The sequence below is a fragment of the Streptococcus toyakuensis genome, assembly GCF_024346585.1.
Classification (GTDB): domain Bacteria; phylum Bacillota; class Bacilli; order Lactobacillales; family Streptococcaceae; genus Streptococcus; species Streptococcus toyakuensis.
This window is the reverse complement of the sequence record NZ_AP024523.1, coordinates 1,089,254-1,110,694: the sequence shown is the minus strand read 5'-3', so window position 1 is coordinate 1,110,694 and position 21,441 is coordinate 1,089,254. Positions and strand designations below refer to the sequence as shown.

The window sequence follows — 21,441 nt, the reverse complement described above, 5'->3', positions numbered from 1 at the left end:
CTTTTATTTTTTAAATGACATAAAAATCTTGACAGATAAACTTAAAAAAGGTAAACTATTTACTGGTTAATTAATTGGTTAAATAACCATTTGAGAAAAACTGTTTAACCGAGAAAAGAAGTTAAGAAAAGCTTCATCATTTATTGAAATGAGGGATTTATGAAATTCAGTAAAAAGTATATTGCAGCTGGATCAGCTGTTATCGTATCCTTGAGTCTTTGCGCCTATGCATTGAACCAGCATCGTTCACAGGAAAATAAGGACAATAATCGTGTCTCTTATGTGGATGGTAGTCAGTCAAGTCAGAAAACTGAAAACCTGACACCAGATCAGGTTAGCCAGAAAGAAGGAATTCAGGCTGAGCAAATTGTCATCAAAATTACAGATCAGGGCTATGTGACGTCACACGGTGACCACTATCATTACTATAATGGGAAAGTTCCTTATGATGCCCTCTTTAGTGAAGAACTCTTGATGAAGGATCCAAACTATCAACTTAAAGATGCTGATATTGTCAATGAAGTCAAGGGTGGTTATATCATCAAGGTCGATGGAAAATATTATGTCTACCTGAAAGATACAGCTCATGCTGATAATGTTCGAACCAAGGATGAAATTAATCGTCAAAAACAAGAACATGTCAAAGATAATGAGAAGGTCGGCTCTGATGTTGCTGTAGCAAGGTCTCAGGGACGCTATACGACAGATGATGGTTATGTCTTTAATCCAGCTGACATTATCGAAGATACTGGTGATGCTTATATCGTTCCTCACGGAGGTCACTATCACTATATTCCAAAAAGTGACTTGTCTGCTAGTGAGTTAGCTGCTGCTAAAGCTCATTTAGCTGGCAAAAATACGCAACCAAGTCAGCTAAGCTATTCTTCAACAGCTAGTGAGAATAATACTCAATCTACAGTGCAAGGATTAACTAGCAAGCCAGAAAGCAAAGTTGAAAATCTCCAAAGTCTATTGAAAGAACTCTACGATTCACCTAGCGACAAACGTTACAGTGAATCAGATGGCTTAGTCTTTGACCCTGCTAAGATTATCAGTCGTACACCTAATGGAGTTGCGATTCCGCATGGCGACCATTATCATTTTATTCCTTACAGCAAACTCTCTGCTTTAGAAGAAAAGATTGCTAGAATGGTGCCTATCGGTGGAACTGGTTCTACGGTCTCTACAAATGAAAAACCTCATGAAGTAGCGTCTAGTCTAGGAAGTCTTCCAAGTAATCCATCTATATTGAATAATGCTTCTTCAACGTTAAATAAGGAAATTCCTTCAACATCTGATGGTTATATCTTTAATCCTAAAGATATTGTCGAAGAAACTGCTACAGCTTATATTGTAAGACATGGCGATCATTTCCATTACATTCCTAAGGCGAACCAAATTGGTCAACCGACTCTTCCAAACAATGGCCTAACAACACCTTCGCCATCTCTTCCAGTCAATCCTGGTGTTTCACATGAGGAACATGAAGAAGGTGGACACGGCTTTGATGCCAATCGTATTATTGCGGAAGATGAATCAGGATTTATCATGAGTCATGGTGACCACAATCATTACTTCTTCAAGAAGGATTTGACTGCTGATCAAATCAAGGCCGCACAAGACCACTTGAAAGGGGCAAATACAGCAACACCAAATCCAGCTCATGATGATGAACACGATAAAGATAATCACGATCACCATCATGGTGAAGACCATGATCACGGTTTTGATGCTAATCGTGTCATAAGTGAGGATGATCAAGGCTTTATTATGAGTCATGGTGATCATAACCATTACTTCTTCAAGAAGGATTTGACTGCTGATCAAATCAAGGCAGCGCAAGACCACTTGAAAGGGGCAAATACAGCAACACCAAATCCAGCTCATGATGACGATCACGATGAAGATCATCATGGACACCATCATGATGAAGAGCATGATCATGGTTTTGATGCTAATCGTGTCATCAGTGAGGATGAGCAAGGTTTTGTCATGAGTCACGGCGATCACAATCATTATTTCTTCAAGAAAGATTTGACAGCAGAGCAAATTAAGGGTGCACAAGACCATTTGAAAACCCATCATGATGCAGAGCCTGTAAAACCTCTTGCTAAAACAGTAGAGTCTTTCTCAAGAGATGCTAGCGATGAAGAAAAAATTGCTTACATTTCTAAGACCTATGGGGTTCCACTTGAAGCGATTAGAATTTCAAACGGCTTCTTTGTCTTTGGAAATCCAGACCAAGCCTACGATCCAACTCATATCCACCCATATGCTGTTCGTAAGGAACATGTGCGTCTTCCACTACAAACTGGCAATCCAGAACTTGATTTCCTAAATGAACTTTACACGACTGCTTTGCGAGATGGTGTGTCTCCTTATAGTTTACAGGTAGAAAATGGTAGTTTTGTGATTCCTCATGGCGACCACAATCACTACATCAAGGTTCAAACTAAGGGATATGAAGTGGCTTTGAAAAACAAGATTCCGGCCCTACAATCCAATTATCAACCTGGAGCTTTTGATGAGAAGGCAGTCTTGGAAAAAGTGGATCAACTTCTAGCTGATAGCAGAAGTATCTACAAAGACAAGCCTATCGAACAAAGACAGATTGAGTTAGCTTTAGGTCAGTTTACTGAAAACATGAAGAAACTGGCAACTAACTCTACAGCAGGTTATCTTGCAACCCTTGATCTCTTTGATAAGCAATATATCCATATTGATGAAAGTGTCAAATCTACTGAAACAAGCGCTCTAGATAAGAAATACCAAGCCTTGATTGATAAAATCAATACACTGGATACAGACTCTTATGGACTTCCTAAGAAAGACCTTCTTGTTCGACTTCAAGAAGCTAAATTGGCAAAAGATGAGGCTGGTTTAGCAGCGGTTGAATCACAACTTCAAGCTCTTCAAGACTTTAATGACCGAACAGGTGTTACAACAGTGGAATACATCAAGTATTTCTACGAACACGTAAATGACGGTCGTTTAAATGATGAACTTCGGAACAAAGTAGCTCAGTTGACTTGGACCTTGTATCAATCTCAATCTTTCCTTAAGGCAGCAGAATTGAACAGACTATTCCCAAGCATCTATCAGGCAAAACAAGAAGTGGAAGAAGCTTTGAAAGCTCAACCAACTACTGCTAAATCGACTCAGACAGTTCTAGATACTGAAAAAGTTGATAACCAAACTGCCAAGACAGCTATTTATGGCTTCTTGAAAGAATTGTACGGAGACTTTATGCCTGAAGAACATGTCAATCATGTTAGCAAGGAAGAAGTAGAAAGCCTCTTGAGCAAGGCAAATCAACTCTTAGAACAAATCCAAGAAGAAGGAATCAGACAATCCTTGGCAGAAGAAGTAGAAAATCTCAAAGCTGCCACAAACAAGGCTGATGCGGACTTGGATGAAGTAAACAGTCAGGTAAAAGATGTCTTGACTCGTATCGCTAGCGCCCTTCAACAAGAAAAGGAAAATGCTGAGCAAGACCCTCAGACACTAGTACTCTATCAAAAACTCTACGATATTCTCATGTCGCTTCACTCTTATTTAGAAAACAACAAGGGTTCTGATGCGGACTTTGATAAGGTAGATGCTTTACTAGATCAACTTTCTGCTAAGAGTAAAGATAAAGCTGCTTTACTTGAATTGACAAAAGCTATTCTAGTCTTGAATCAAGAAATCAAGTCAAAATCAAGCTCAAGTGAAGAAGCAACTCCAGCGACAAATGCCGAGTCAAATGGTGAGAACACAAGTTCCGAAACTGAAACATCAGTGGCTGCAGAATCTAACAGTGAAACTGCAAGGGACGAAAACAAACCAAGCAATACAACAGATTCTAAACCTGCTGAACCAGCTTCAGAAAAGGAAACAACAGAATCTACAACAAGTACTGGAAATCAAGAAAAACCAGCAGAATAAAAAGAAAGGCGAAGTAGCTAAGCTACCTCGTCTTTTTAGTCTTCATAAGCTACGATACCAATGATGGTATCAACTGCACGTTCCATAGTCTGAAGGCTGACGTATTCAAAACGTCCATGCATATTTTCTCCTCCCGCAAAGATATTAGGAGTTGGGATTCCCATAAAGGAAATCTTAGAGCCGTCTGTCCCTCCACGAATTGGTTCGATAATAGGAGTAATACCCAAATCTTCCATAACGGCTTTGGCAATGGTAATTGGAGTCATATCTTTCTCAATGACTTCTTTCATATTGTAGTACTGGTCTGTCAAGTTTAGGGTGACACGGTCGCTACCAAGTTCTTGATTCATCTTATCAGCGATAGACTGCATTGCTGCTTTACGAGCTTCAAAGGCATCTTTTTCAAAATCACGAATGATGTAGCTTGCACGCGCCTCTTCGACACTACCTATCACATCCATTAGGTGGTAGAAGCCTTGGTAACCTTCTGTTAACTCGGGTCGGTCATTCTCTGGAAGTTGATTATGAAAATCAATTGCTAGCTGAAGGGCATTGACCATCTGCCCTTTGGCAGTACCAGGGTGGACATTGCGTCCTTGGAAATGCAATTCAGCACCAGCGGCTGAGAAGGTCTCGTACTGAAGTTCTCCGAGAGGTCCGCCATCTACAGTATAGGCAAAATCTACATCGAAATCTTCTGCATCAAATTTATTGGCACCAACACCGATTTCTTCATCTGGACCAAAACCAACACGAATCTCACAGTGCTTGATTTCAGGATGGGCAGTCAGATATTCAATAGCAGTCATAATTTCAGCAATCCCTGACTTGTCATCAGCACCTAGTAAGGTTGTTCCATCGGTTGTGATGAGCGTTTGTCCTGGATATTTCTCTAGACTCTTAAAGTCAGCTGGATCGAGTTTGAAACCAGAATTTCCAAGTTCAATCACACCACCATCGTAGTTTTCAATTACCTGTGGCTTGACTCCTTCGGCATTAAAATCAGCAGTATCCATGTGGGAGATGAAGCCAATCTTACGTGTTAAAGATGGATCATTGGCTGGCAAGGTTCCAATTGCAAAACCATTTGGTAGATAATAAACATTTTGTAATCCAACACGTTTCATTTCAGGGATAAGAACATTGGTTGCGAAGTCAACCTGACTCTGTGTACTTGGAGTAGTAGTAGAGTGTTCATCAGAGCGCGTGTTGACCTTAACGTAGGTCAAGAAGCGGTCCAAGAGATTGGGGTAAGTCATAAAAAACTCCTTTTGAATTCATTTTTTCCATTGTATCATATAAAGAAAAGAAAAACAAAAGACAGAAGTTAGGGAAATTCTTTGTGTTAGCGTTTACTTATCAACGAATTAATGATAAAATAAACTTGATAAAAACATCACAAGGAAGCAATTATGAAAAAAGCAATTTTAATGATGACTTTCGGTTCGCCAGAAGAGATTACCTTTGAAGGTGTGGCTGATTTTTTCACAAATATTCGTCGTGGAGTGAGACCTCAAGACCACGAGATTCAAACACTCTATGATAATTATGTACGTATTGGAGGTACGCCTCTGCAAAAAATTACCCGTGAAGAGGTTGCCTTGGTAGAAGCTAGGCTGGGGAATGAGTATAGTGTTTATTTTGCCAACAAGTTTTCCAGTCCCTTTATTCCAGATGTGATCGGTCAGATGGAAGCAGACGGCATTGAGCAGTGTATTTGCTTGATTTTGGAGCCCCATTATTCTTTTTACTCTGTCATGGGATACGAGAAATTTTTAGAAAGCAAACAAATTCAATTTTTGGTTATTAAGGATTGGTATCAAGAAGAAGCGCTCTTAAACTATTGGGCTGATGAAATTGCTAAGATTTTAAAATATGAAGTAAAGCAGGATAGCTTTAAAATCATCTTTTCTGCCCATAGTGTGCCTATTTTTGCCTTGGATTTTGGTGATCCTTATATCGACCAAATTTTTGAAAATAGCAAGTTAGTTGCTGAAAAACTGGGTTTGAGTTCCGAGCAATATACCAATACTTGGCAGAGTGAGAGTGATATCGGTATTCCTTGGATTAAGCCAGATGTATTAGAGTACCTCAGAGAACAGACAGAACATCCAGACCATTATATTTTTGTACCAATCAGCTTTATCAGTGAGCACATTGAAGTCTTGTTTGACAATGATGTGGAATGTTATGACTTGTGTCAGGAATTTGGGGTAAACTACCATCGTCCACCAATGCCCAATACGGATTCTCGCTTGATTGATGCCTTGGTCAATACAGTCAGAGCCAATGAAGATCAAGAGTTTAAGGAATTACTCCCAGAAGAAGAGACCTTTGATGAGTTAGTCCCTTCAGACGAGACGAAAAACATTTTGGCTGAATCTGAAGATTTACAAATGCCAGAATTTGTGAAAAAATTGATTGAGAAAAAAGGTCGGGAGAATGTCAAGATGCCTTATCTTATCAAGAAAATGTTAGAAAAAGCAGGCAAGTTACCCAAAGAGTAAAGAAAAAAGGATTTAGCTTTGTGCTAGATCCTTTTAATCGATTATTTTTTCTCCAAAAGTGCTTTTATTTCTTGAAGGACTTCCAACTCAGTTGGACCAGCTGGAGCTTCCTCAGCAGCTTCTTCTTTCTTAGTAAGGCTTTGAGCTTTTTCAATACCTTTAATAACGAAGAAGAGAACAGTACCGATAACTAGGAAGTTGATAACAGCACTCAAGAATTTACCATATGTAACACCATTCCAAGCAAGATCAGCGATGTTTTGTACTTTCGCAGCTTCCAAGGCTGGATTCAAAATAAGTGGAGTGATGATATCGTTAACAAGTGATGTAACGATTGCACCAAAAGCAGAGGCAATGATCACACCGACAGCAAGGTCAACAACATTACCACGAAGCAAAAATGCTTTAAGATCTTTTAACATTTTCATTTTCCCTTTCAAAAAATTTTTACTCTTAATTATATATTAATTAAGAAGCTCTTGCAAGGTATATGCTTAAATTTTTTCTTATTTTTTAAAAATAAATACCTTACTAAAAATGTAATTGAGGATAATTATTAAGAATTGTGAAATAACTGTTTCAATACTATTAACTTTGTCAATATTATCATTTACAAATTGTCCGATAATATTAGGAAATTGGCTTACAAAGAGAAAAGTTAAAAACAAGTCTAACAGAAAAGTAGAAAGACGTGCTATAGTAAATTTTACTAAACGGATTGACCAATTCTGTCTAGCTTGCTTAAACACGATTGTATCATTTGTGATAAAGGCAAAGAGGATACCGATAATATTTGCTAGTCCAGTAGCGAGAAGTTCTTTGTGTGTTAGTTGATAAATGACTAATCTGGATAGAATGGAGACAAGAGTAGTTGCTATTCCAAAAAGGAGATAGGCTAAGAGCTCATGCTCGAAGAGACTTTGAATGCATTTTTTCATACTTTTAGTATAGCATAAAGCAAGTTATTGTGCTATACTAGTAAGGTTGATTGAATCAACCCTTGGTGCTTAGCTTCTTTCACCAAGCATATTACACGCGGGCAACCGCCAAAGGAGAAAAGATGAAAAAATTAACTATTCGTGATGTTGCAGATATTGCAATTGTTGCTGCTATCTATGTCGTTTTAACTGTCACACCACCCTTAAATGCTATTAGCTATGGTGCTTATCAGTTTCGCATTTCAGAAATGATGAACTTTATGGCTTTTTACAATCCTAAGTATATCATCGGAGTTACTATCGGTTGTATGATTGCTAATTTCTTTAGCTTCGGACTGCTAGATGTCTTTGTTGGTGGTGGATCAACCTTAGTATTCCTCAGTCTAGGTGTTTGGCTTTTTGCAAAATACAGCAAGGATTATCTTTTTAACGGATTGATTCGAAAAGATCATTTCTTCTTCTCAATCCTCTTTTCAATTTCCATGTTTACTATCGCTGCCGAGTTGAATATCGTAGCGCAATTACCATTTTTCCTTACTTGGTTCACAACAGGAATCGGTGAATTTGCCTCATTAATTATTGGTGCAATTATCATTGGTAAAATTGGTCGTCGAATCGATTTAACTAAATAGAACCAGAAAAGCTAGGTAGCTATTATGAACTGCACCCCAAAAGTTAGACAGAAAAAATCTAACTTTTGGGGTGTTTTTATTATGAAATTAACTTATGATGATAAAGTTCAGATCTATGAACTTAGAAAACAAGGCTATAGCTTGGAGAAGCTTTCAAATAAATTTGGGATAAACAATTCTAATATTAGGTACATGATTAAATTGATTGATCGTTATGGAATAGAGTTCGTCAAAAAAGAAAAAAATCGTTACTATTCTCCTGAATTAAAACAAGAAATGATTGATAAAGTTCTACATGAAAACTGGTCTCAAGATAGAGTTTCTCTCGAATATGCTCTCCCAAATCGTGGTATGCTTCCAAATTGGATGGCACAATACAAGAAAAACGGGTATACTATTGTTGAGAAAACAAAAGGGAGACCATCTAAAATGGGACGTAAACCAAAGAAGAAACCCGAAGAGATGACAGAGTTAGAACGACTTCAAGCAGAAAACGAGTATCTGAGAGCGGAGAATGCTGTCCTAAAAAAGTTGAGAGAACTCCGCTTGAAGGAGGAAAAAGAGAAAGAAGAAAGACAGAAATTGTTCAAGAATTAATCACTGATTTTTCGTTAGATATTCTTCTAAAAACCATTAAACTCGCTCGTTCGACCTACTACTATCATTTGAAACAGCTAGACAAACCAGATAAGGATCAAAAGCTTAAAGCTGAAATTCAAGCTATTTTTACCGAACAAAAAGGAAATTACGGATATCGTCGAATCCATTTAGAATTAAGAAATCGTGGTTATGTGGTCAATCATAAAAGAGTTCAACGCTTGATGAAAGTGCTCAATTTACAAGCTAGAATCCGCAAGAAACGCAAGTATTCTTCTCATAAAGGAGATGTTGGCAAGAAAGCAGACAACCTTATTCAACGCCAATTTGAAGCAGCTAAACCAATGGAAAAGTGTTATACGGACGTGACAGAATTTGCCATTCCAGCAAGCGCTCAAAAGCTTTACTTATCACCAGTTTTAGATGGCTTTAATAGCGAAATTATCGCCTATAATCTTTCAACTTCACCCAACTTAGAACAAGTAAAAACAATGTTGGAACAAGCATTCACAGAGAAGCGCTACGAGAATACGATTCTCCATAGTGACCAAGGCTGGCAATATCAACACGATTCTTATCATCAGTTTCTAGAGGGTAAGGGAATTCAAGCATCCATGTCACGTAAAGGTAACAGCCCAGACAACGGCATGATGGAATCTTTCTTTGGCATTCTGAAATCGGAGATGTTTTATGGTTATGAGAAGTCATTTCAGTCGCTTAAGCAATTGGAACAAGCCATTGTAGACTATATTGATTACTACAACAATAAACGAATTAAGGTAAAACTAAAAGGACTTAGCCCTGTGCAATACAGAACTAAATCCTTTGGATAAATTAATTGTCTAACTTTTTGGGGTCAGTACAATTACCTGGCTTTTTCTTATGGAAAATATCTAAGGAAACTTGACAAGCTTTTCTAACTATAGTATACTTTTGAGGTAAGCTGATTTAGCTCAGTTGGCAGAGCGCATCCATGGTAAGGATGAGGTCGCCGGTTCAATCCCGGCAATTAGCATAAAATAGACAGAAAAGCCCTTGATTTACAAGGGTTTTTGTTATGTATTTGTTATGTATGCATCAAATGTTTCAAAGATATTTCTATTCAGCTGTGTAAATGAAACTAAAAAGTTTCGTCTGTTGACAAAAGTCATTCTCTTTAGTAGAATAGTAGATGCGATGAGTCGATAGGTAGTCTTCGGACTACTATTGAGCATAAGGAGGTCATAACGCAGGAGCGGACCTTGATGAGTTGTGTGAACCTGCTCATCACATGAAGATGCCTCTTAGTCCCTAGTTTAGCGACTGGGGATTTTTATTTTCCAAAAAATGATGAAAAAGCTTTGCAATTCATGGAAAAAGTAGTATAATACTTCTATTATAGAAATTTTTAGAAAATTCCGAAAGAGGTTATTTATGGGATATACAGTTGCTGTAGTCGGCGCGACAGGTGCTGTCGGAGCTCAGATGATAAAAATGTTGGAAGAATCAACACTTCCAATCGATAAAATTCGTTACCTTGCTTCTGCACGTTCAGCAGGCAAGACTTTGAAATTTAAAGATCAAGATATTACGATTGAAGGAACGACTGAAACAGCTTTTGAAGGAATTGACATTGCTCTCTTTTCAGCAGGTGGTTCTACATCAGCTAAGTATGCACCATACGCAGTAAAAGCTGGCGCGGTAGTAGTAGATAATACATCTTACTTCCGTCAAAATCCAGATGTTCCTTTGGTTGTTCCAGAGGTCAATGCTCATGCACTTGATGCCCACCACGGGATTATTGCCTGCCCTAACTGTTCAACAATCCAAATGATGGTAGCTCTTGAGCCAGTTCGCCAGAAATGGGGCTTGGACCGTATCATTGTTTCAACTTACCAAGCAGTTTCAGGTGCTGGTATGGGAGCAATTCTTGAGACACAACGTGAACTTCGTGAAGTCTTGAATGATGGTGTAAACCCACGTGATTTGCATGCCGAAATCTTGCCTTCAGGTGGTGACAAGAAACACTATCCTATCGCTTTCAATGCTCTTCCACAAATTGATGTCTTCACTGACAATGATTACACTTACGAAGAGATGAAGATGACTAAGGAAACTAAGAAAATTATGGAAGATGACAGCATTGCAGTATCTGCAACATGTGTGCGTATTCCAGTCTTGTCAGCTCACTCTGAGTCAGTTTACATCGAAACAAAAGAAGTGGCTCCAATCGAAGAAGTGAAAGCAGCTATCGCAGCCTTCCCAGGTGCTGTTCTTGAAGATGATGTGGCTCATCAAATTTATCCTCAAGCCATTAATGCAGTGGGTTCTCGTGATACCTTTGTTGGTCGTATCCGTAAAGACTTGGATGCAGAAAAAGGAATCCACATGTGGGTTGTTTCTGATAACCTGCTCAAAGGTGCTGCTTGGAACTCAGTTCAGATTGCTGAAACTTTGCACGAACGTGGCTTGGTTCGTCCAACAGCTGAATTGAAATTTGAATTAAAATAGTCATATTGTTTAGGAGTTCAGATGAACTCCTTCTTTGAAATAGAGAGAGGTGTTTTCATGTCCTATCAAGATTTAAAAGAGTGTAAAATCATCACAGCCTTTATTACTCCCTTCCACGAGGATGGTTCCATCAACTTTGATGCCATTCCAGCCTTGATTGAGCATCTGTTGGCGCATCATACGGATGGAATTCTTCTCGCAGGTACCACTGCTGAGAGTCCAACCTTGACCCACGATGAAGAGTTGGAACTGTTTGCAGCTGTACAAAAGATTGTCAATGGACGTGTGCCTTTGATTGCGGGTGTGGGTACCAATGATACGCGTGACTCTATCGAGTTTGTCAAAGAAGTAGCGGAATTTGGCGGTTTTGCTGCTGGTCTTGCTATTGTTCCTTACTACAACAAACCTTCTCAAGAAGGAATGTATCAGCACTTTAAGGCTATTGCAGATGCATCAGATTTGCCTATTATCATCTATAACATTCCAGGGCGTGTGGTTGTTGAATTAACTCCAGAAACCATGCTTCGTTTGGCTGACCATCCAAATATCATTGGTGTCAAAGAATGTACTAGCTTGGCCAATATGGCTTACTTGATTGAGCATAAGCCAGAAGAGTTCTTGGTCTATACTGGTGAGGATGGAGATGCTTTCCATGCCATGAACCTTGGTGCGGATGGGGTTATTTCTGTTGTATCCCATACAAATGGGGATGAAATGCACGAGATGTTTACTGCCATTGCGGAAAGCGATATGAAAAAAGCAGCGGCTATTCAGCGTAAATTCATTCCTAAAGTCAATGCCCTCTTCTCTTATCCAAGTCCTGCTCCTGTTAAGGCCGTTCTTAACTATATGGGATTTGAAGCTGGACCAACTCGATTACCTCTAGTTCCAGCACCAGAAGAAGATGCCAAACGTATTATCAAGGTTGTCGTAGATGGCGACTACGAAGCGACCAAGGCAACTGTAACAGGGGTCTTAAGACCAGATTACTAATAAAGACAATAAAATCCATGACCGCAAGAACGATCATGGATTTTTCTTATTTTCCTAAACAGAATTGGCTAAAGAGCTGGGTAATGAGTTCATCTGGAGTAGCATCTCCAGTGATTTCTCCGAGGATTTCCCAAGTACGAGTCAAGTCAACTTGAAGCAAGTCAACTGGCATACCTAGTTCCAGCCCTTCATTAACAGCCTGTAGGCTTTCAACAGCCTTCTCAATCAAGGAAATGTGACGGGCATTTGACAAGTAAGTAGCATCTTGTTCAACCAAACCAGCATTTTCAAAGAAGAGGTTGTTGATTCTCTCTTCAATCTTATCAATATTTTGGTTTTTAAGGACTGAAATACGAATAACGTCTTCAGGTAGTTCCGAAGTTTCAATCGCTTCAGGCAGGTCGGTTTTGTTAAGAAGAATAATGCGATTAGTCTCCCGACTGATTTCTAGGAGTTGGCGGTCTTGGGCGGTTAGTGGTTCACTGGCATTTAGCACCAGTAGAACCAAGTCAGCTTCCTTAAGAGCTTTTTTCGAACGCTCAACACCGATTTGTTCAACGATATCATCTGTTTCACGGATTCCAGCTGTATCAATCAATTTAAGTGGAACACCGTTAATGTTGACGTATTCTTCGATGACATCACGTGTCGTACCAGCGATATCAGTGACGATTGCCTTGTCCTCACGTAAGAGGTTGTTGAGGAGGCTGGATTTTCCAACGTTAGGACGGCCGATGATAGCTGTTGAAATTCCCTCACGGAGGATTTTGCCGCGACGGGCTGTCTTAAGGAGATTAGTTAGCAATTGCTCAAACTCCATAGTCTTCTCACGGACAACAGCAGTAGTGGCTTCCTCAACATCGTCGTACTCAGGATAATCAATATTGACCTCGACTTGGGCAAGTGTATTGAGGATTTCTTGACGGGTATTATTGATAAGATCAGAAAGGGAACCATCAAGTTGTTTGACCGCAATGTTCATGGCCTTGTCTGTCTTAGCGCGGATGATATCCATGACCGCCTCAGCCTGAGTCAAGTCCACACGTCCATTTAGAAAGGCACGTTTGGTAAATTCACCAGGTTCAGCCAATCGAGCTCCTTCACGGATGGCTAGCTGGAGAATCTCATTGGTAACCGCAATCCCACCGTGGGTGTTAATCTCGATAATATCCTCACGAGTGAAGGTTTTTGGAGACTTCATAGCCCCAACCATAACCTCGTCCATGACTTTACCAGTCAGAGGATCAATAATGTGACCGTAGTTGAGTGTATGGCTAGCAACCTGACTCAAGTCTTTTCCTTTAAAAATCTTTTGCACAATAGCAAAACTTTCTGTTCCGCTCAGGCGGACAATACCAATAGCCCCTTCACCTAGTGGAGTAGAGATAGCAGCGATGGTATCAAATTCACGTGTAATCATAATGTTTCCTTTAATAAATAGCTCTTTTCTTGGAAATTTTCCCAAGTATCCTTTCAAATTGTAACAAATTTGAACTATTTCTTCAATGGATGCTACTTGGAGATTGAAAAAGCCTAAGCAATTCTGCTTAAGCTAGCTTATTTGGTGCGCATTTCACCTTGTGGGAAGTAAGTTCCTTCTGGCATGTCGTTGATGATGACATGGACAGCTGATTGAGGGGCTCCAGTGTTACGGACAACAGCTTCCGTTACTTCCTTAGCAAGAGCTTTCTTTTGCTCGAGCGTGCGTCCTTCAAATAAATCGATGCGTACAAATGGCATAATAGCTTCCTCCACTAGTTTTTGATTTCTTCTATTTTACCACATTTTGCCGTTTAAAGCTTAAGAAAATTATGATATACTAGAATGTAGCAAAAATTTAGAAACGGACGTGAAGCAAGAAACATGGCACAGTTGTATTATCGTTATGGGACCATGAACTCTGGAAAGACAATCGAGATTCTCAAGGTGGCCTATAACTATGAGGAGCAAGGAAAAGGTGTTGTGATTATGACCTCAGCTCTGGATACGCGTGATGGTGTTGGCTATGTGTCGAGTCGGATTGGTATGAAACGCCCTGCCATTGCGATTGAGGAGTCAACGGATATCTTTGGATTTATCCGAGATTTACCGGAGAAACCATACTGTGTTTTGGTCGATGAAGCCCAGTTTCTCAAACGTCATCATGTTTATGACCTAGCTCGTGTTGTTGATGAGTTAGATATACCCGTCATGGCTTTTGGTTTGAAAAATGATTTTCGCAATGAACTGTTCGAAGGTTCCAAGTATCTCTTGCTCTTAGCAGACAAGATTGATGAGATTAAGACCATTTGCCAGTATTGTAAGAAAAAGGCGACTATGGTTTTGCGAACACAGGATGGACTGCCCGTTTATGATGGTGAGCAGATTCAGATCGGTGGCAATGAAACCTATATCTCGGTTTGCCGTAAACATTATTTTGCCCCTGAAATCAATAAGGAGAATGAAGAAAAATGAACATCTATGATCAACTACAAGCTGTAGAAGACCGTTATGAAGAATTAGGAGAGTTGCTCAGTGACCCAGATGTGGTTTCGGACACCAAGCGTTTCATGGAGCTCTCAAAAGAAGAGGCTTCAAGCCGTGATACAGTGACGGCTTACCGTGAGTACAAACAAGTCCTTCAAAACATCGTTGATGCCGAAGAGATGATTAAGGAATCAGGTGGAGATGCGGACTTGGAAGAAATGGCCAAGCAAGAGCTCAAAGATGCCAAGTCTGAAAAAGAAGAATACGAAGAAAAACTGAAAATCTTGCTCCTTCCTAAAGATCCAAACGATGACAAGAATATTATCCTTGAAATCCGTGGAGCAGCTGGTGGAGATGAAGCAGCACTTTTCGCTGGGGATTTGCTAACCATGTACCAAAAGTATGCAGAAGCCCAAGGCTGGCGCTTTGAAGTTATGGAAGCCTCTATGAATGGTGTCGGTGGTTTCAAAGAAGTGGTTGCCATGGTTTCAGGTCAATCTGTTTACTCTAAACTCAAGTACGAATCAGGTGCCCATCGTGTGCAACGTGTCCCTGTGACAGAAAGCCAAGGTCGTGTCCATACATCAACTGCCACAGTTCTTGTCATGCCTGAAGTCGAAGAAGTAGAATACGATATTGATCCAAAAGACCTTCGTGTTGACATCTACCACGCATCAGGTGCTGGTGGACAGAACGTCAACAAGGTTGCGACTGCTGTTCGTATCGTTCACTTGCCAACCAATATCAAGGTTGAAATGCAGGAAGAACGTACCCAGCAGAAAAACCGTGAGAAGGCAATGAAAATCATCCGTGCGCGTGTGGCTGACCACTTTGCTCAGATTGCCCAAGATGAACAAGACGCTGAGCGTAAGTCGACAATCGGTACTGGAGATCGTTCAGAACGTATACGCACTTATAACTTCCCACAAAACCGTGTCACAGATCACCGTATCGGCTTAACCCTCCAAAAACTAGACACAATTTTATCTGGTAAATTGGATGAAGTTGTGGATGCTTTGGTGCTCTATGACCAAACACAAAAATTAGAAGAATTAAACAAATAATGAAATTAGCGCAATTATTTTCAGATTTTGAAGAAGAGTTGATAAGACAAGGAGAGGAAGCTGAAAGCCTCTCTTTTGTCTATCGTAGCCTGAAAAATCTATCTTTTACAGATTTCGTTTTTGCCCTCCAGCAGGAAGTGACGGAAGAGGAAGAAGTATTTGTAAAAGGAATTTTCCAACAGTTAGCAGCTCATAAACCGGCACAGTACATCATTGGACAGGCAGATTTTTATGGAATGCAGTTAAAAGTTGATGAGCGAGTATTGATTCCTCGTCCAGAAACAGAGGAGTTGGTAGAGCTTATCCTAGCTGAAAATCCTGAGACGAATCTTTCAGTTCTGGATATTGGAACAGGTAGTGGAGCCATAGCCCTTGCATTAGCAAAAAACAAACAAGATTGGTCAGTGACAGCAGCAGATATTTCCCAAGATGCTTTAGATGTAGCTAGCGAAAATGCTAAAAATCAAAATCTTCAAATATTTTTAAAAAAATCTGACTGTTTTACAGAAATTTCTGAAAAATATGATATAATTGTTTCCAATCCACCCTATATCTCTCGTGAAGATGAGTCAGAGGTCGGCTTGAATGTCTTGCATTCGGAGCCTCATCTAGCTCTCTTTGCAGACGAGGATGGCCTAGCTATTTACCGTAGAATTGCGGAAGATGCAAAAGACTATCTCAAAGATGGTGGTAAGATTTACCTTGAAATTGGATACAAGCAAGGTCAAAGTGTTCCTGAACTTTTTAGGAAACATCTTCCTGAACAGCGAGTTCGAACACTCAAGGACCAATTTGGTCAAGATAGGATGGTAGTGATTGATGATGGACAGGATTAGACAAGAGTTGGAAAATGGTGGAGCTGTCGTTCTACCTACAGAGACGGTTTACGGTCTCTTTGCCAAGGCTCTAAACGAAAAAGCAGTTGATCATGTATACCAACTCAAACGTCGTCCCAGAGACAAGGCACTCAATCTCAATATTGCCTCTTTAGAAGATATCTTGCACTTTTCAAAGAATCAGCCAACTTATCTACAAAAACTTGTAGAGACCTTTTTACCAGGTCCCTTAACCATCATTCTCGAAGCCAATGACCGAGTTCCCTATTGGGTCAATTCTGATCTTGCAACTGTTGGATTTCGGATGACTAGTCATCCCATTACCCTTGATTTGATTCGAGAGACAGGTCCCTTGATTGGGCCGTCTGCCAATATCTCAGGTCAGGCAAGTGGAGTAACCTTTGAACAAATTCTGAAGGATTTTGACCAAGAGGTTTTGGGTTTGGAAGACGATGCTTTTCTAACTGGACAGGATTCAACTATTTTGGACTTGTCTGGAGACAAGGTGAAAATCTTACGCCAAGGGGCGATTAAGCGAGAAGATATTCTTGCTCGGTTGCCAGAGATTTCTTTTGAGGAGGAATGAGATGCTAAGAGATTTAAGAGAAACTGACGTGAAAGCTATATGTGACATTAACCAAGAAGCTTTGGGCTATTCTTTTAGTCTAGAGGAGACAGCTAGTCAACTAACTAGATTATCTCAAGATGAATATCATTTCCTACTTGGCTATGAGGATGCAGTCAGTCGTGTCTTACTTGGTTATGTCCACGCTGAAGTTTACGAATCACTCTATTCCAAAGCAGGATTTAATATCTTAGCCTTAGCAGTTTCACCTCAAGCGCAAGGTCAAGGTATTGGTAAAATCTTATTACAAGGGTTGGAAGAAGAAGCAAAAAGACGTGGTTATGGGTTTATCCGCTTAAACTCTGCCGATCATCGTCTGGGTGCTCATGCATTTTATGAAAAAGTTGGTTATACTTGTGATAAAATGCAGAAACGGTTTATTCGCATCTTTTAGTTTGATTTTCTAATAAGAAAATGAAACTAATGGACTAGTCACACAATAAAGGAGAAGACCTATGATTTTTGACAAAGATGATTTTAAAGCATATGATGCTGATCTCTGGAATGCTATTGCCAAAGAAGAGGAACGCCAACAAAACAATATTGAGTTGATTGCTTCGGAAAACGTAGTTTCCAAGGCTGTTATGGCAGCTCAAGGGTCTATCTTGACGAATAAATACGCCGAAGGTTACCCAGGACGCCGTTATTATGGTGGAACTGATGTGGTGGACGTAGTAGAATCTCTAGCCATTGAACGCGCAAAAGAAATTTTCGGTGCAAAATTTGCTAATGTACAACCACACTCAGGAAGTCAAGCTAACTGTGCGGCTTACATGGCCTTGATTGATCCGGGTGATACGGTTATGGGGATGGATTTGGCCGCAGGTGGGCACTTGACTCACGGGGCTCCTGTTAGCTTCTCTGGTCAAACCTACAACTTTGTTTCTTATAGTGTGGATCCTGAGACTGAACTCTTGGACTTTGATGCTATTTTGAAACAAGCCCAAGAAGTCAAGCCAAAACTGATTGTAGCAGGTGCTTCAGCCTATTCTCAAATTATCGACTTTTCAAAATTCCGTGAAATTGCTGATGCTGTTGGAGCTAAGCTCATGGTAGATATGGCTCATATCGCTGGTTTGGTTGCAGCTGGTCTACATCCTAGCCCAGTGCCATACGCTCACATCACGACAACAACGACCCACAAAACCCTTCGTGGGCCTCGTGGTGGTTTGATTTTGACCAATGATGAAGACTTAGCTAAGAAAATCAATTCAGCTATTTTCCCTGGTATTCAGGGTGGTCCTTTGGAGCACGTTGTGGCAGCTAAAGCTGTTTCTTTCAAAGAAGTTTTGGATCAAGCCTTCAAGGAATATGCTACTAATGTTATCAAAAATAGCAAGGCTATGGCAGATGTCTTCTTACAAGACTCTGATTTCCGTATTATTTCTGGCGGGACTGAAAACCATCTCTTCCTAGTGGATGTGACTAAGGTTGTAGAAAACGGAAAAGTTGCTCAAAACTTGCTGGATGAGGTCAATATTACCCTAAATAAAAACTCAATCCCTTACGAAACCTTGTCCCCATTCAAAACAAGTGGGATTCGTATCGGAGCAGCAGCCATTACTGCGCGTGGATTTGGTGAAGAAGAAAGTCGCAAAGTGGCTGAACTCATCATTAAAACCCTTAAAAATGCAGAAAATGAGGCTGTCTTAGAAGAAGTGAGAAGTGCAGTCAAAGAATTGACAGATGCCTTCCCATTATACGAGGACTAAAACGTTTATGGACATTTATATTAAGAAAGCCATTATCCATCAGTTCAGTCCGGACGATACCGAGCTGTTCCTAGCGGATAAGTTTCTCAATATCACTCCAAAAATCGAAGAATACTTGCGCAAGAAAATTGAACGTGTGTATTCAGATGAAGCTAAGACTGGGATTTTCGAAGAAGAAAATCCCTTCTTCAATCACATCACAGATGATTTGTTGGAGACATCAGTAACACTGGCTAATCTCTGGAAAGAGGAGTTCAGTATTTCTGAAAATCTAAAAACCAATGACTTGATTTTTGTGCAATTTTCTAAAGAAGGTGTAGAACATTTCGCTTTCTTGCGAATTGCCCTGCGGGAGACCTTGACCCACCTCGGTGGAGAAGTTGATAATCCAATCAAGCTGACCCAGAATAACCTGCCTGGATTTGGAACGGGAGCTGACGAGGCCTTGGTGGTCAATCTTCAGAGTCGCAAGTACCATCTGATTGAAAAACGAATTAAGTACAACGGGACTTTTTTGAACTATTTTTCAGATAATCTTCTTGCTGTCGCTCCTAAGATTTCTCCTAAGAAATCTATCAAAGAACTGGAAAAAACGGCCCAGAGAATTGCTGAGACTTTTAACACAGATGATTTTCAATTTCAATCTAAGGTCAAATCAGCGATTTTCAACAACTTAGAAGAAAGCAATGAGTTGTCACCTGAAAAATTGGCCAATGACCTTTTTGATAACAACCTGACAGCTCGTTTGAGCTTTATTGATCAAGTCAAAGAAGCCGTACCAGAGCCTGTTCAATTTGATGAAATTGATGCCAGTCGCCAATTAAAGAAATTTGAAAACCAAAAACTCTCCTTGTCAAATGGAATTGAGCTCATTGTTCCTAATAACGTCTATCAAGACGCCGAGTCTGTTGAGTTTATCCAAAACGACAATGGAACCTATTCTATCTTAATCAAAAATATCGAGGATATTCAAAGTAAATAATGTTTAAACGAATTCGAAGAGTGCTTGTACTAGCAGTCTTCCTTTTTGCTGGCTATAAAGCTTACCGCGTTCACCAAGATGTCAAGCAAGTCATGACCTACCAACCCATGGTGCGAGAGATCTTGAGTGAAAAAGACACCCCAGCAAACGAAGAGCTTGTGCTCGCTATGATTTATACTGAAACAAAAGGAAAAGAAGGCGATGTTATGCAGTCTAGTGAGTCTGCAAGTGGTTCCACCAACACCATCAATGATAATGCCTCTAGTATTCGGCAAGGAGTTCAAACTCTGACAGATAATCTCTATCTGGCTCAGAAGAAGGGTGTTGATGTCTGGACAGCTGTTCAAGCCTATAATTTTGGACCTGCCTATATCGATTTTATCGCCCAAAATGGTAAGGAAAACACCTTGGCTCTGGCCAAACAGTACTCTCGTGAGACTGTTGCTCCCTTGCTTGGTAATACCACTGGAAAGACTTATAGTTATATTCATCCCATTTCCATTTTTCATGGAGCCGAACTCTATGTAAATGGAGGAAACTATTACTACTCTAGACAGGTGCAACTCAACCTTTATATCATCAAATGTTTCACTCTCTTTTCGACATCTGGCTAGTCTAGGTGTTTTTGTTATAAGTTTTCTTTAAGATAGATATATTACTCTAGAAAGGTAAAGGAGGAAAATCCCTATGAGAAAGAAACTCTTTCTGACTAGTGCTGCGGTCTTGTGGGCAGTAACAGCTATGAATAGTGCCCATGCAGCAACAGATGTTCAAAAAGTCATCGACGAAACCTATGTTCAACCTGAATATGTCCTAGGTTCTTCTCTATCTGAAGATCAAAAAAATCAAACCCTTAAAAAACTAGGCTACAATGCCTCAACAGACACCAAAGAACTCAAGACCATGACACCTGATGTCTATTCTAAAATCATGAATGTGGCCAATGACTCAAGTTTACAGTTGTATTCATCAGCCAAGATTCAAAAACTAGGTGACAAGTCGCCACTTGAGGTCAAGATTGAAACACCAGAAAACATCACTAAGGTGACGCAGGATATGTACCGAAATGCAGCCGTAACTTTGGGTGTGGAACACGCCAAAATCACTGTAGCAGCACCTATTCCCGTTACAGGAGAAAGTGCTTTAGCAGGGATTTATTATTCGCTAGAAGCTAATGGAGCCAAGGTGCCACAAGCCAACAAAGATTTGGCTCAAGAAGAGTTGAAGGCTTTGTCTGATATCAATGCTGAAAACAAGGACAAGTCAGGCTATGATGCTAATAAATTAAATGTTGCCCTAGCTGATATCAAGTCAGCACTCGCCAAAGCTAAAGAAAGTAAGGGAAATCTGACAGAGGAAGATGTCCGTAAAATTGTTGAAGATACCTTAAAAAATTACAAACTTGATCAGGTTATAACAGGAAACCAGATCAATATTATCATCAATTTTGCTTTGAATCTCTCAAAGAGTGATATCCTGAGCAATGCAGACTTCACTAAAACCTTGAATGATCTTAAACAAAGCATCGTATCACAAGCTGGCGACAGTTTTAAAAATATTAACCTTAACTTTGATGCTGATAAGGCGCTAGAGGACGGTGGTAATTTCCTAAGCTCCCTCTGGCAAGCCATTGTCAACTTCTTCAAGAGTTTTGGTTCTTAAGAAATTTCAT

Annotated in this window: 20 protein-coding genes, 1 tRNA gene and 1 riboswitch; of the genes, 16 read left to right on the top strand and 5 right to left on the bottom strand. The window is 40.0% G+C overall.

Annotation, left to right across the window (positions count from 1 at the left end):
* Positions 1–159 precede the first annotated feature (159 nt).
* Positions 160–3,927: a pneumococcal-type histidine triad protein gene (locus tag STYK_RS05620; protein WP_261804651.1), complete on the top strand. Its 3,768-nt coding sequence runs from the start codon at positions 160–162 to the stop codon at positions 3,925–3,927.
* A 35-nt stretch (positions 3,928–3,962) separates the two neighbouring features.
* Here STYK_RS05620 and pepT read toward each other — a convergent pair whose 3' ends face one another.
* On the bottom strand, positions 3,963–5,186 hold the full coding sequence (gene pepT, locus STYK_RS05615) for a peptidase T (RefSeq protein WP_049501749.1): 1,224 nt from the start codon (positions 5,184–5,186) through the stop codon (positions 3,963–3,965).
* 153 nt (positions 5,187–5,339) lie between these two features.
* On the opposite strand from pepT, the gene hemH reads away from it, so the two are divergent.
* Positions 5,340–6,434: a ferrochelatase gene (gene hemH, locus STYK_RS05610; RefSeq protein ID WP_261804650.1), complete on the top strand. Its 1,095-nt coding sequence runs from the start codon at positions 5,340–5,342 to the stop codon at positions 6,432–6,434.
* Between the two features lie 41 nt (positions 6,435–6,475).
* Here the strand turns inward: hemH and mscL are convergent, their stop codons facing one another.
* Positions 6,476–6,856 (bottom strand): large conductance mechanosensitive channel protein MscL, encoded by a 381-nt coding sequence (gene mscL / locus STYK_RS05605; RefSeq protein ID WP_004254306.1) that lies wholly within the window; start codon positions 6,854–6,856, stop codon positions 6,476–6,478.
* An 84-nt stretch (positions 6,857–6,940) separates the two neighbouring features.
* Positions 6,941–7,372, bottom strand: a complete 432-nt coding sequence (locus STYK_RS05600) for a GtrA family protein (protein WP_261804649.1) — start codon at positions 7,370–7,372, stop codon at positions 6,941–6,943.
* 28 nt (positions 7,373–7,400) lie between these two features.
* Positions 7,401–7,497, top strand: a riboswitch (PreQ1 riboswitch).
* Between STYK_RS05600 and STYK_RS05595 the strand changes: the two genes are divergently transcribed.
* The 5 genes from STYK_RS05595 to dapA all read left to right on the top strand — a co-directional run bounded on the left by STYK_RS05595 (position 7,495) and on the right by dapA (position 12,084).
* Positions 7,495–8,004: a QueT transporter family protein gene (locus STYK_RS05595; protein ID WP_078228402.1), complete on the top strand. Its 510-nt coding sequence runs from the start codon at positions 7,495–7,497 to the stop codon at positions 8,002–8,004. It overlaps the preceding riboswitch by 3 nt.
* An 81-nt stretch (positions 8,005–8,085) precedes the next feature.
* A protein-coding gene (locus STYK_RS05590; protein WP_261804648.1) for an IS3 family transposase occupies positions 8,086–9,434 on the top strand; the annotation gives its coding sequence in 2 pieces (ribosomal slippage) (positions 8,086–8,527 and positions 8,527–9,434; 1,350 coding nt in all).
* A 109-nt stretch (positions 9,435–9,543) separates the two neighbouring features.
* Positions 9,544–9,616 (top strand) — tRNA-Thr (locus STYK_RS05585).
* Between the two features lie 398 nt (positions 9,617–10,014).
* Positions 10,015–11,091, top strand: coding sequence for an aspartate-semialdehyde dehydrogenase (locus STYK_RS05580; protein ID WP_261804647.1), 1,077 nt, complete (start codon positions 10,015–10,017; stop codon positions 11,089–11,091).
* Between the two features lie 57 nt (positions 11,092–11,148).
* Entirely contained in the window at positions 11,149–12,084 is a 936-nt protein-coding gene (gene dapA, locus STYK_RS05575) for a 4-hydroxy-tetrahydrodipicolinate synthase (RefSeq protein ID WP_173233991.1), read from the top strand.
* Positions 12,085–12,130: 46 nt separating this feature from the next.
* On the opposite strand, the gene mnmE is transcribed toward dapA, so the two are convergent.
* Together mnmE and STYK_RS05565 are read right to left on the bottom strand one after the other, a co-directional pair.
* Positions 12,131–13,504 (bottom strand): tRNA uridine-5-carboxymethylaminomethyl(34) synthesis GTPase MnmE, encoded by a 1,374-nt coding sequence (gene mnmE, locus STYK_RS05570; RefSeq protein WP_261804646.1) that lies wholly within the window; start codon positions 13,502–13,504, stop codon positions 12,131–12,133.
* Between the two features lie 137 nt (positions 13,505–13,641).
* Positions 13,642–13,824 carry a 4-oxalocrotonate tautomerase gene (locus STYK_RS05565; RefSeq protein WP_001117401.1) on the bottom strand — a complete coding sequence of 61 codons (183 nt, stop codon included), beginning with the start codon at positions 13,822–13,824 and terminating at the stop codon, positions 13,642–13,644.
* A 123-nt stretch (positions 13,825–13,947) separates the two neighbouring features.
* Here STYK_RS05565 and STYK_RS05560 point away from each other — a divergent pair, with 123 nt between their 5' ends.
* From STYK_RS05560 to STYK_RS05520, 9 genes are all read left to right on the top strand, one after another.
* On the top strand, positions 13,948–14,538 hold the full coding sequence (locus STYK_RS05560; protein WP_084927277.1) for a thymidine kinase: 591 nt from the start codon (positions 13,948–13,950) through the stop codon (positions 14,536–14,538).
* Positions 14,535–15,614, top strand: coding sequence for a peptide chain release factor 1 (gene prfA, locus STYK_RS05555; RefSeq protein ID WP_084927276.1), 1,080 nt, complete (start codon positions 14,535–14,537; stop codon positions 15,612–15,614). Before STYK_RS05560 ends, prfA begins: the two co-directional genes overlap by 4 nt.
* A complete protein-coding gene (gene prmC, locus STYK_RS05550) occupies positions 15,614–16,450 on the top strand; it encodes a peptide chain release factor N(5)-glutamine methyltransferase (protein ID WP_261042856.1) in 837 nt (278 codons plus the stop codon). Before prfA ends, prmC begins: the two co-directional genes overlap by 1 nt.
* Positions 16,434–17,036 (top strand): L-threonylcarbamoyladenylate synthase, encoded by a 603-nt coding sequence (locus STYK_RS05545; protein ID WP_261804645.1) that lies wholly within the window; start codon positions 16,434–16,436, stop codon positions 17,034–17,036. The genes prmC and STYK_RS05545 overlap by 17 nt, the downstream gene beginning before the upstream one ends.
* 1 nt (position 17,037) lies before the next feature.
* Complete coding sequence (locus STYK_RS05540) at positions 17,038–17,469, top strand: GNAT family N-acetyltransferase (RefSeq protein WP_261804644.1); 432 nt, start codon at positions 17,038–17,040, stop codon at positions 17,467–17,469.
* A gap of 61 nt (positions 17,470–17,530) precedes the next feature.
* Positions 17,531–18,787: a serine hydroxymethyltransferase gene (gene glyA / locus STYK_RS05535; RefSeq protein ID WP_261804643.1), complete on the top strand. Its 1,257-nt coding sequence runs from the start codon at positions 17,531–17,533 to the stop codon at positions 18,785–18,787.
* 7 nt (positions 18,788–18,794) lie between these two features.
* Positions 18,795–19,769 (top strand): nucleoid-associated protein, encoded by a 975-nt coding sequence (locus STYK_RS05530; protein ID WP_049495770.1) that lies wholly within the window; start codon positions 18,795–18,797, stop codon positions 19,767–19,769.
* Positions 19,769–20,383, top strand: coding sequence for a cell wall hydrolase Pmp23 (gene pmp23 / locus STYK_RS05525; protein WP_000476378.1), 615 nt, complete (start codon positions 19,769–19,771; stop codon positions 20,381–20,383). The genes STYK_RS05530 and pmp23 overlap by 1 nt, the downstream gene beginning before the upstream one ends.
* Before the next feature lie 73 nt (positions 20,384–20,456).
* Positions 20,457–21,431 carry a DUF1002 domain-containing protein gene (locus STYK_RS05520; protein ID WP_261804642.1) on the top strand — a complete coding sequence of 325 codons (975 nt, stop codon included), beginning with the start codon at positions 20,457–20,459 and terminating at the stop codon, positions 21,429–21,431.
* Positions 21,432–21,441: the final 10 nt, after the last annotated feature.

Excerpts from the sequence above, each read along its gene's own strand:
- STYK_RS05620 (WP_261804651.1), top strand. The coding sequence starts at position 160 with ATGAAATTCAGTAAAAAGTATATTGCAGCTGGATCAGCTGTTATCGTA.
- pepT (WP_049501749.1), bottom strand. The coding sequence starts at position 5,186 with ATGACTTACCCCAATCTCTTGGACCGCTTCTTGACCTACGTTAAGGTC.
- hemH (WP_261804650.1), top strand. The coding sequence starts at position 5,340 with ATGAAAAAAGCAATTTTAATGATGACTTTCGGTTCGCCAGAAGAGATT.
- mscL (WP_004254306.1), bottom strand. The coding sequence starts at position 6,856 with ATGTTAAAAGATCTTAAAGCATTTTTGCTTCGTGGTAATGTTGTTGAC.
- STYK_RS05600 (WP_261804649.1), bottom strand. The coding sequence starts at position 7,372 with ATGAAAAAATGCATTCAAAGTCTCTTCGAGCATGAGCTCTTAGCCTAT.
- STYK_RS05595 (WP_078228402.1), top strand. The coding sequence starts at position 7,495 with ATGAAAAAATTAACTATTCGTGATGTTGCAGATATTGCAATTGTTGCT.
- STYK_RS05580 (WP_261804647.1), top strand. The coding sequence starts at position 10,015 with ATGGGATATACAGTTGCTGTAGTCGGCGCGACAGGTGCTGTCGGAGCT.
- dapA (WP_173233991.1), top strand. The coding sequence starts at position 11,149 with ATGTCCTATCAAGATTTAAAAGAGTGTAAAATCATCACAGCCTTTATT.
- mnmE (WP_261804646.1), bottom strand. The coding sequence starts at position 13,504 with ATGATTACACGTGAATTTGATACCATCGCTGCTATCTCTACTCCACTA.
- STYK_RS05565 (WP_001117401.1), bottom strand. The coding sequence starts at position 13,824 with ATGCCATTTGTACGCATCGATTTATTTGAAGGACGCACGCTCGAGCAA.
- STYK_RS05560 (WP_084927277.1), top strand. The coding sequence starts at position 13,948 with ATGGCACAGTTGTATTATCGTTATGGGACCATGAACTCTGGAAAGACA.
- prfA (WP_084927276.1), top strand. The coding sequence starts at position 14,535 with ATGAACATCTATGATCAACTACAAGCTGTAGAAGACCGTTATGAAGAA.
- prmC (WP_261042856.1), top strand. The coding sequence starts at position 15,614 with ATGAAATTAGCGCAATTATTTTCAGATTTTGAAGAAGAGTTGATAAGA.
- STYK_RS05545 (WP_261804645.1), top strand. The coding sequence starts at position 16,434 with ATGATGGACAGGATTAGACAAGAGTTGGAAAATGGTGGAGCTGTCGTT.
- STYK_RS05540 (WP_261804644.1), top strand. The coding sequence starts at position 17,038 with ATGCTAAGAGATTTAAGAGAAACTGACGTGAAAGCTATATGTGACATT.
- glyA (WP_261804643.1), top strand. The coding sequence starts at position 17,531 with ATGATTTTTGACAAAGATGATTTTAAAGCATATGATGCTGATCTCTGG.
- STYK_RS05530 (WP_049495770.1), top strand. The coding sequence starts at position 18,795 with ATGGACATTTATATTAAGAAAGCCATTATCCATCAGTTCAGTCCGGAC.
- pmp23 (WP_000476378.1), top strand. The coding sequence starts at position 19,769 with ATGTTTAAACGAATTCGAAGAGTGCTTGTACTAGCAGTCTTCCTTTTT.
- STYK_RS05520 (WP_261804642.1), top strand. The coding sequence starts at position 20,457 with ATGAGAAAGAAACTCTTTCTGACTAGTGCTGCGGTCTTGTGGGCAGTA.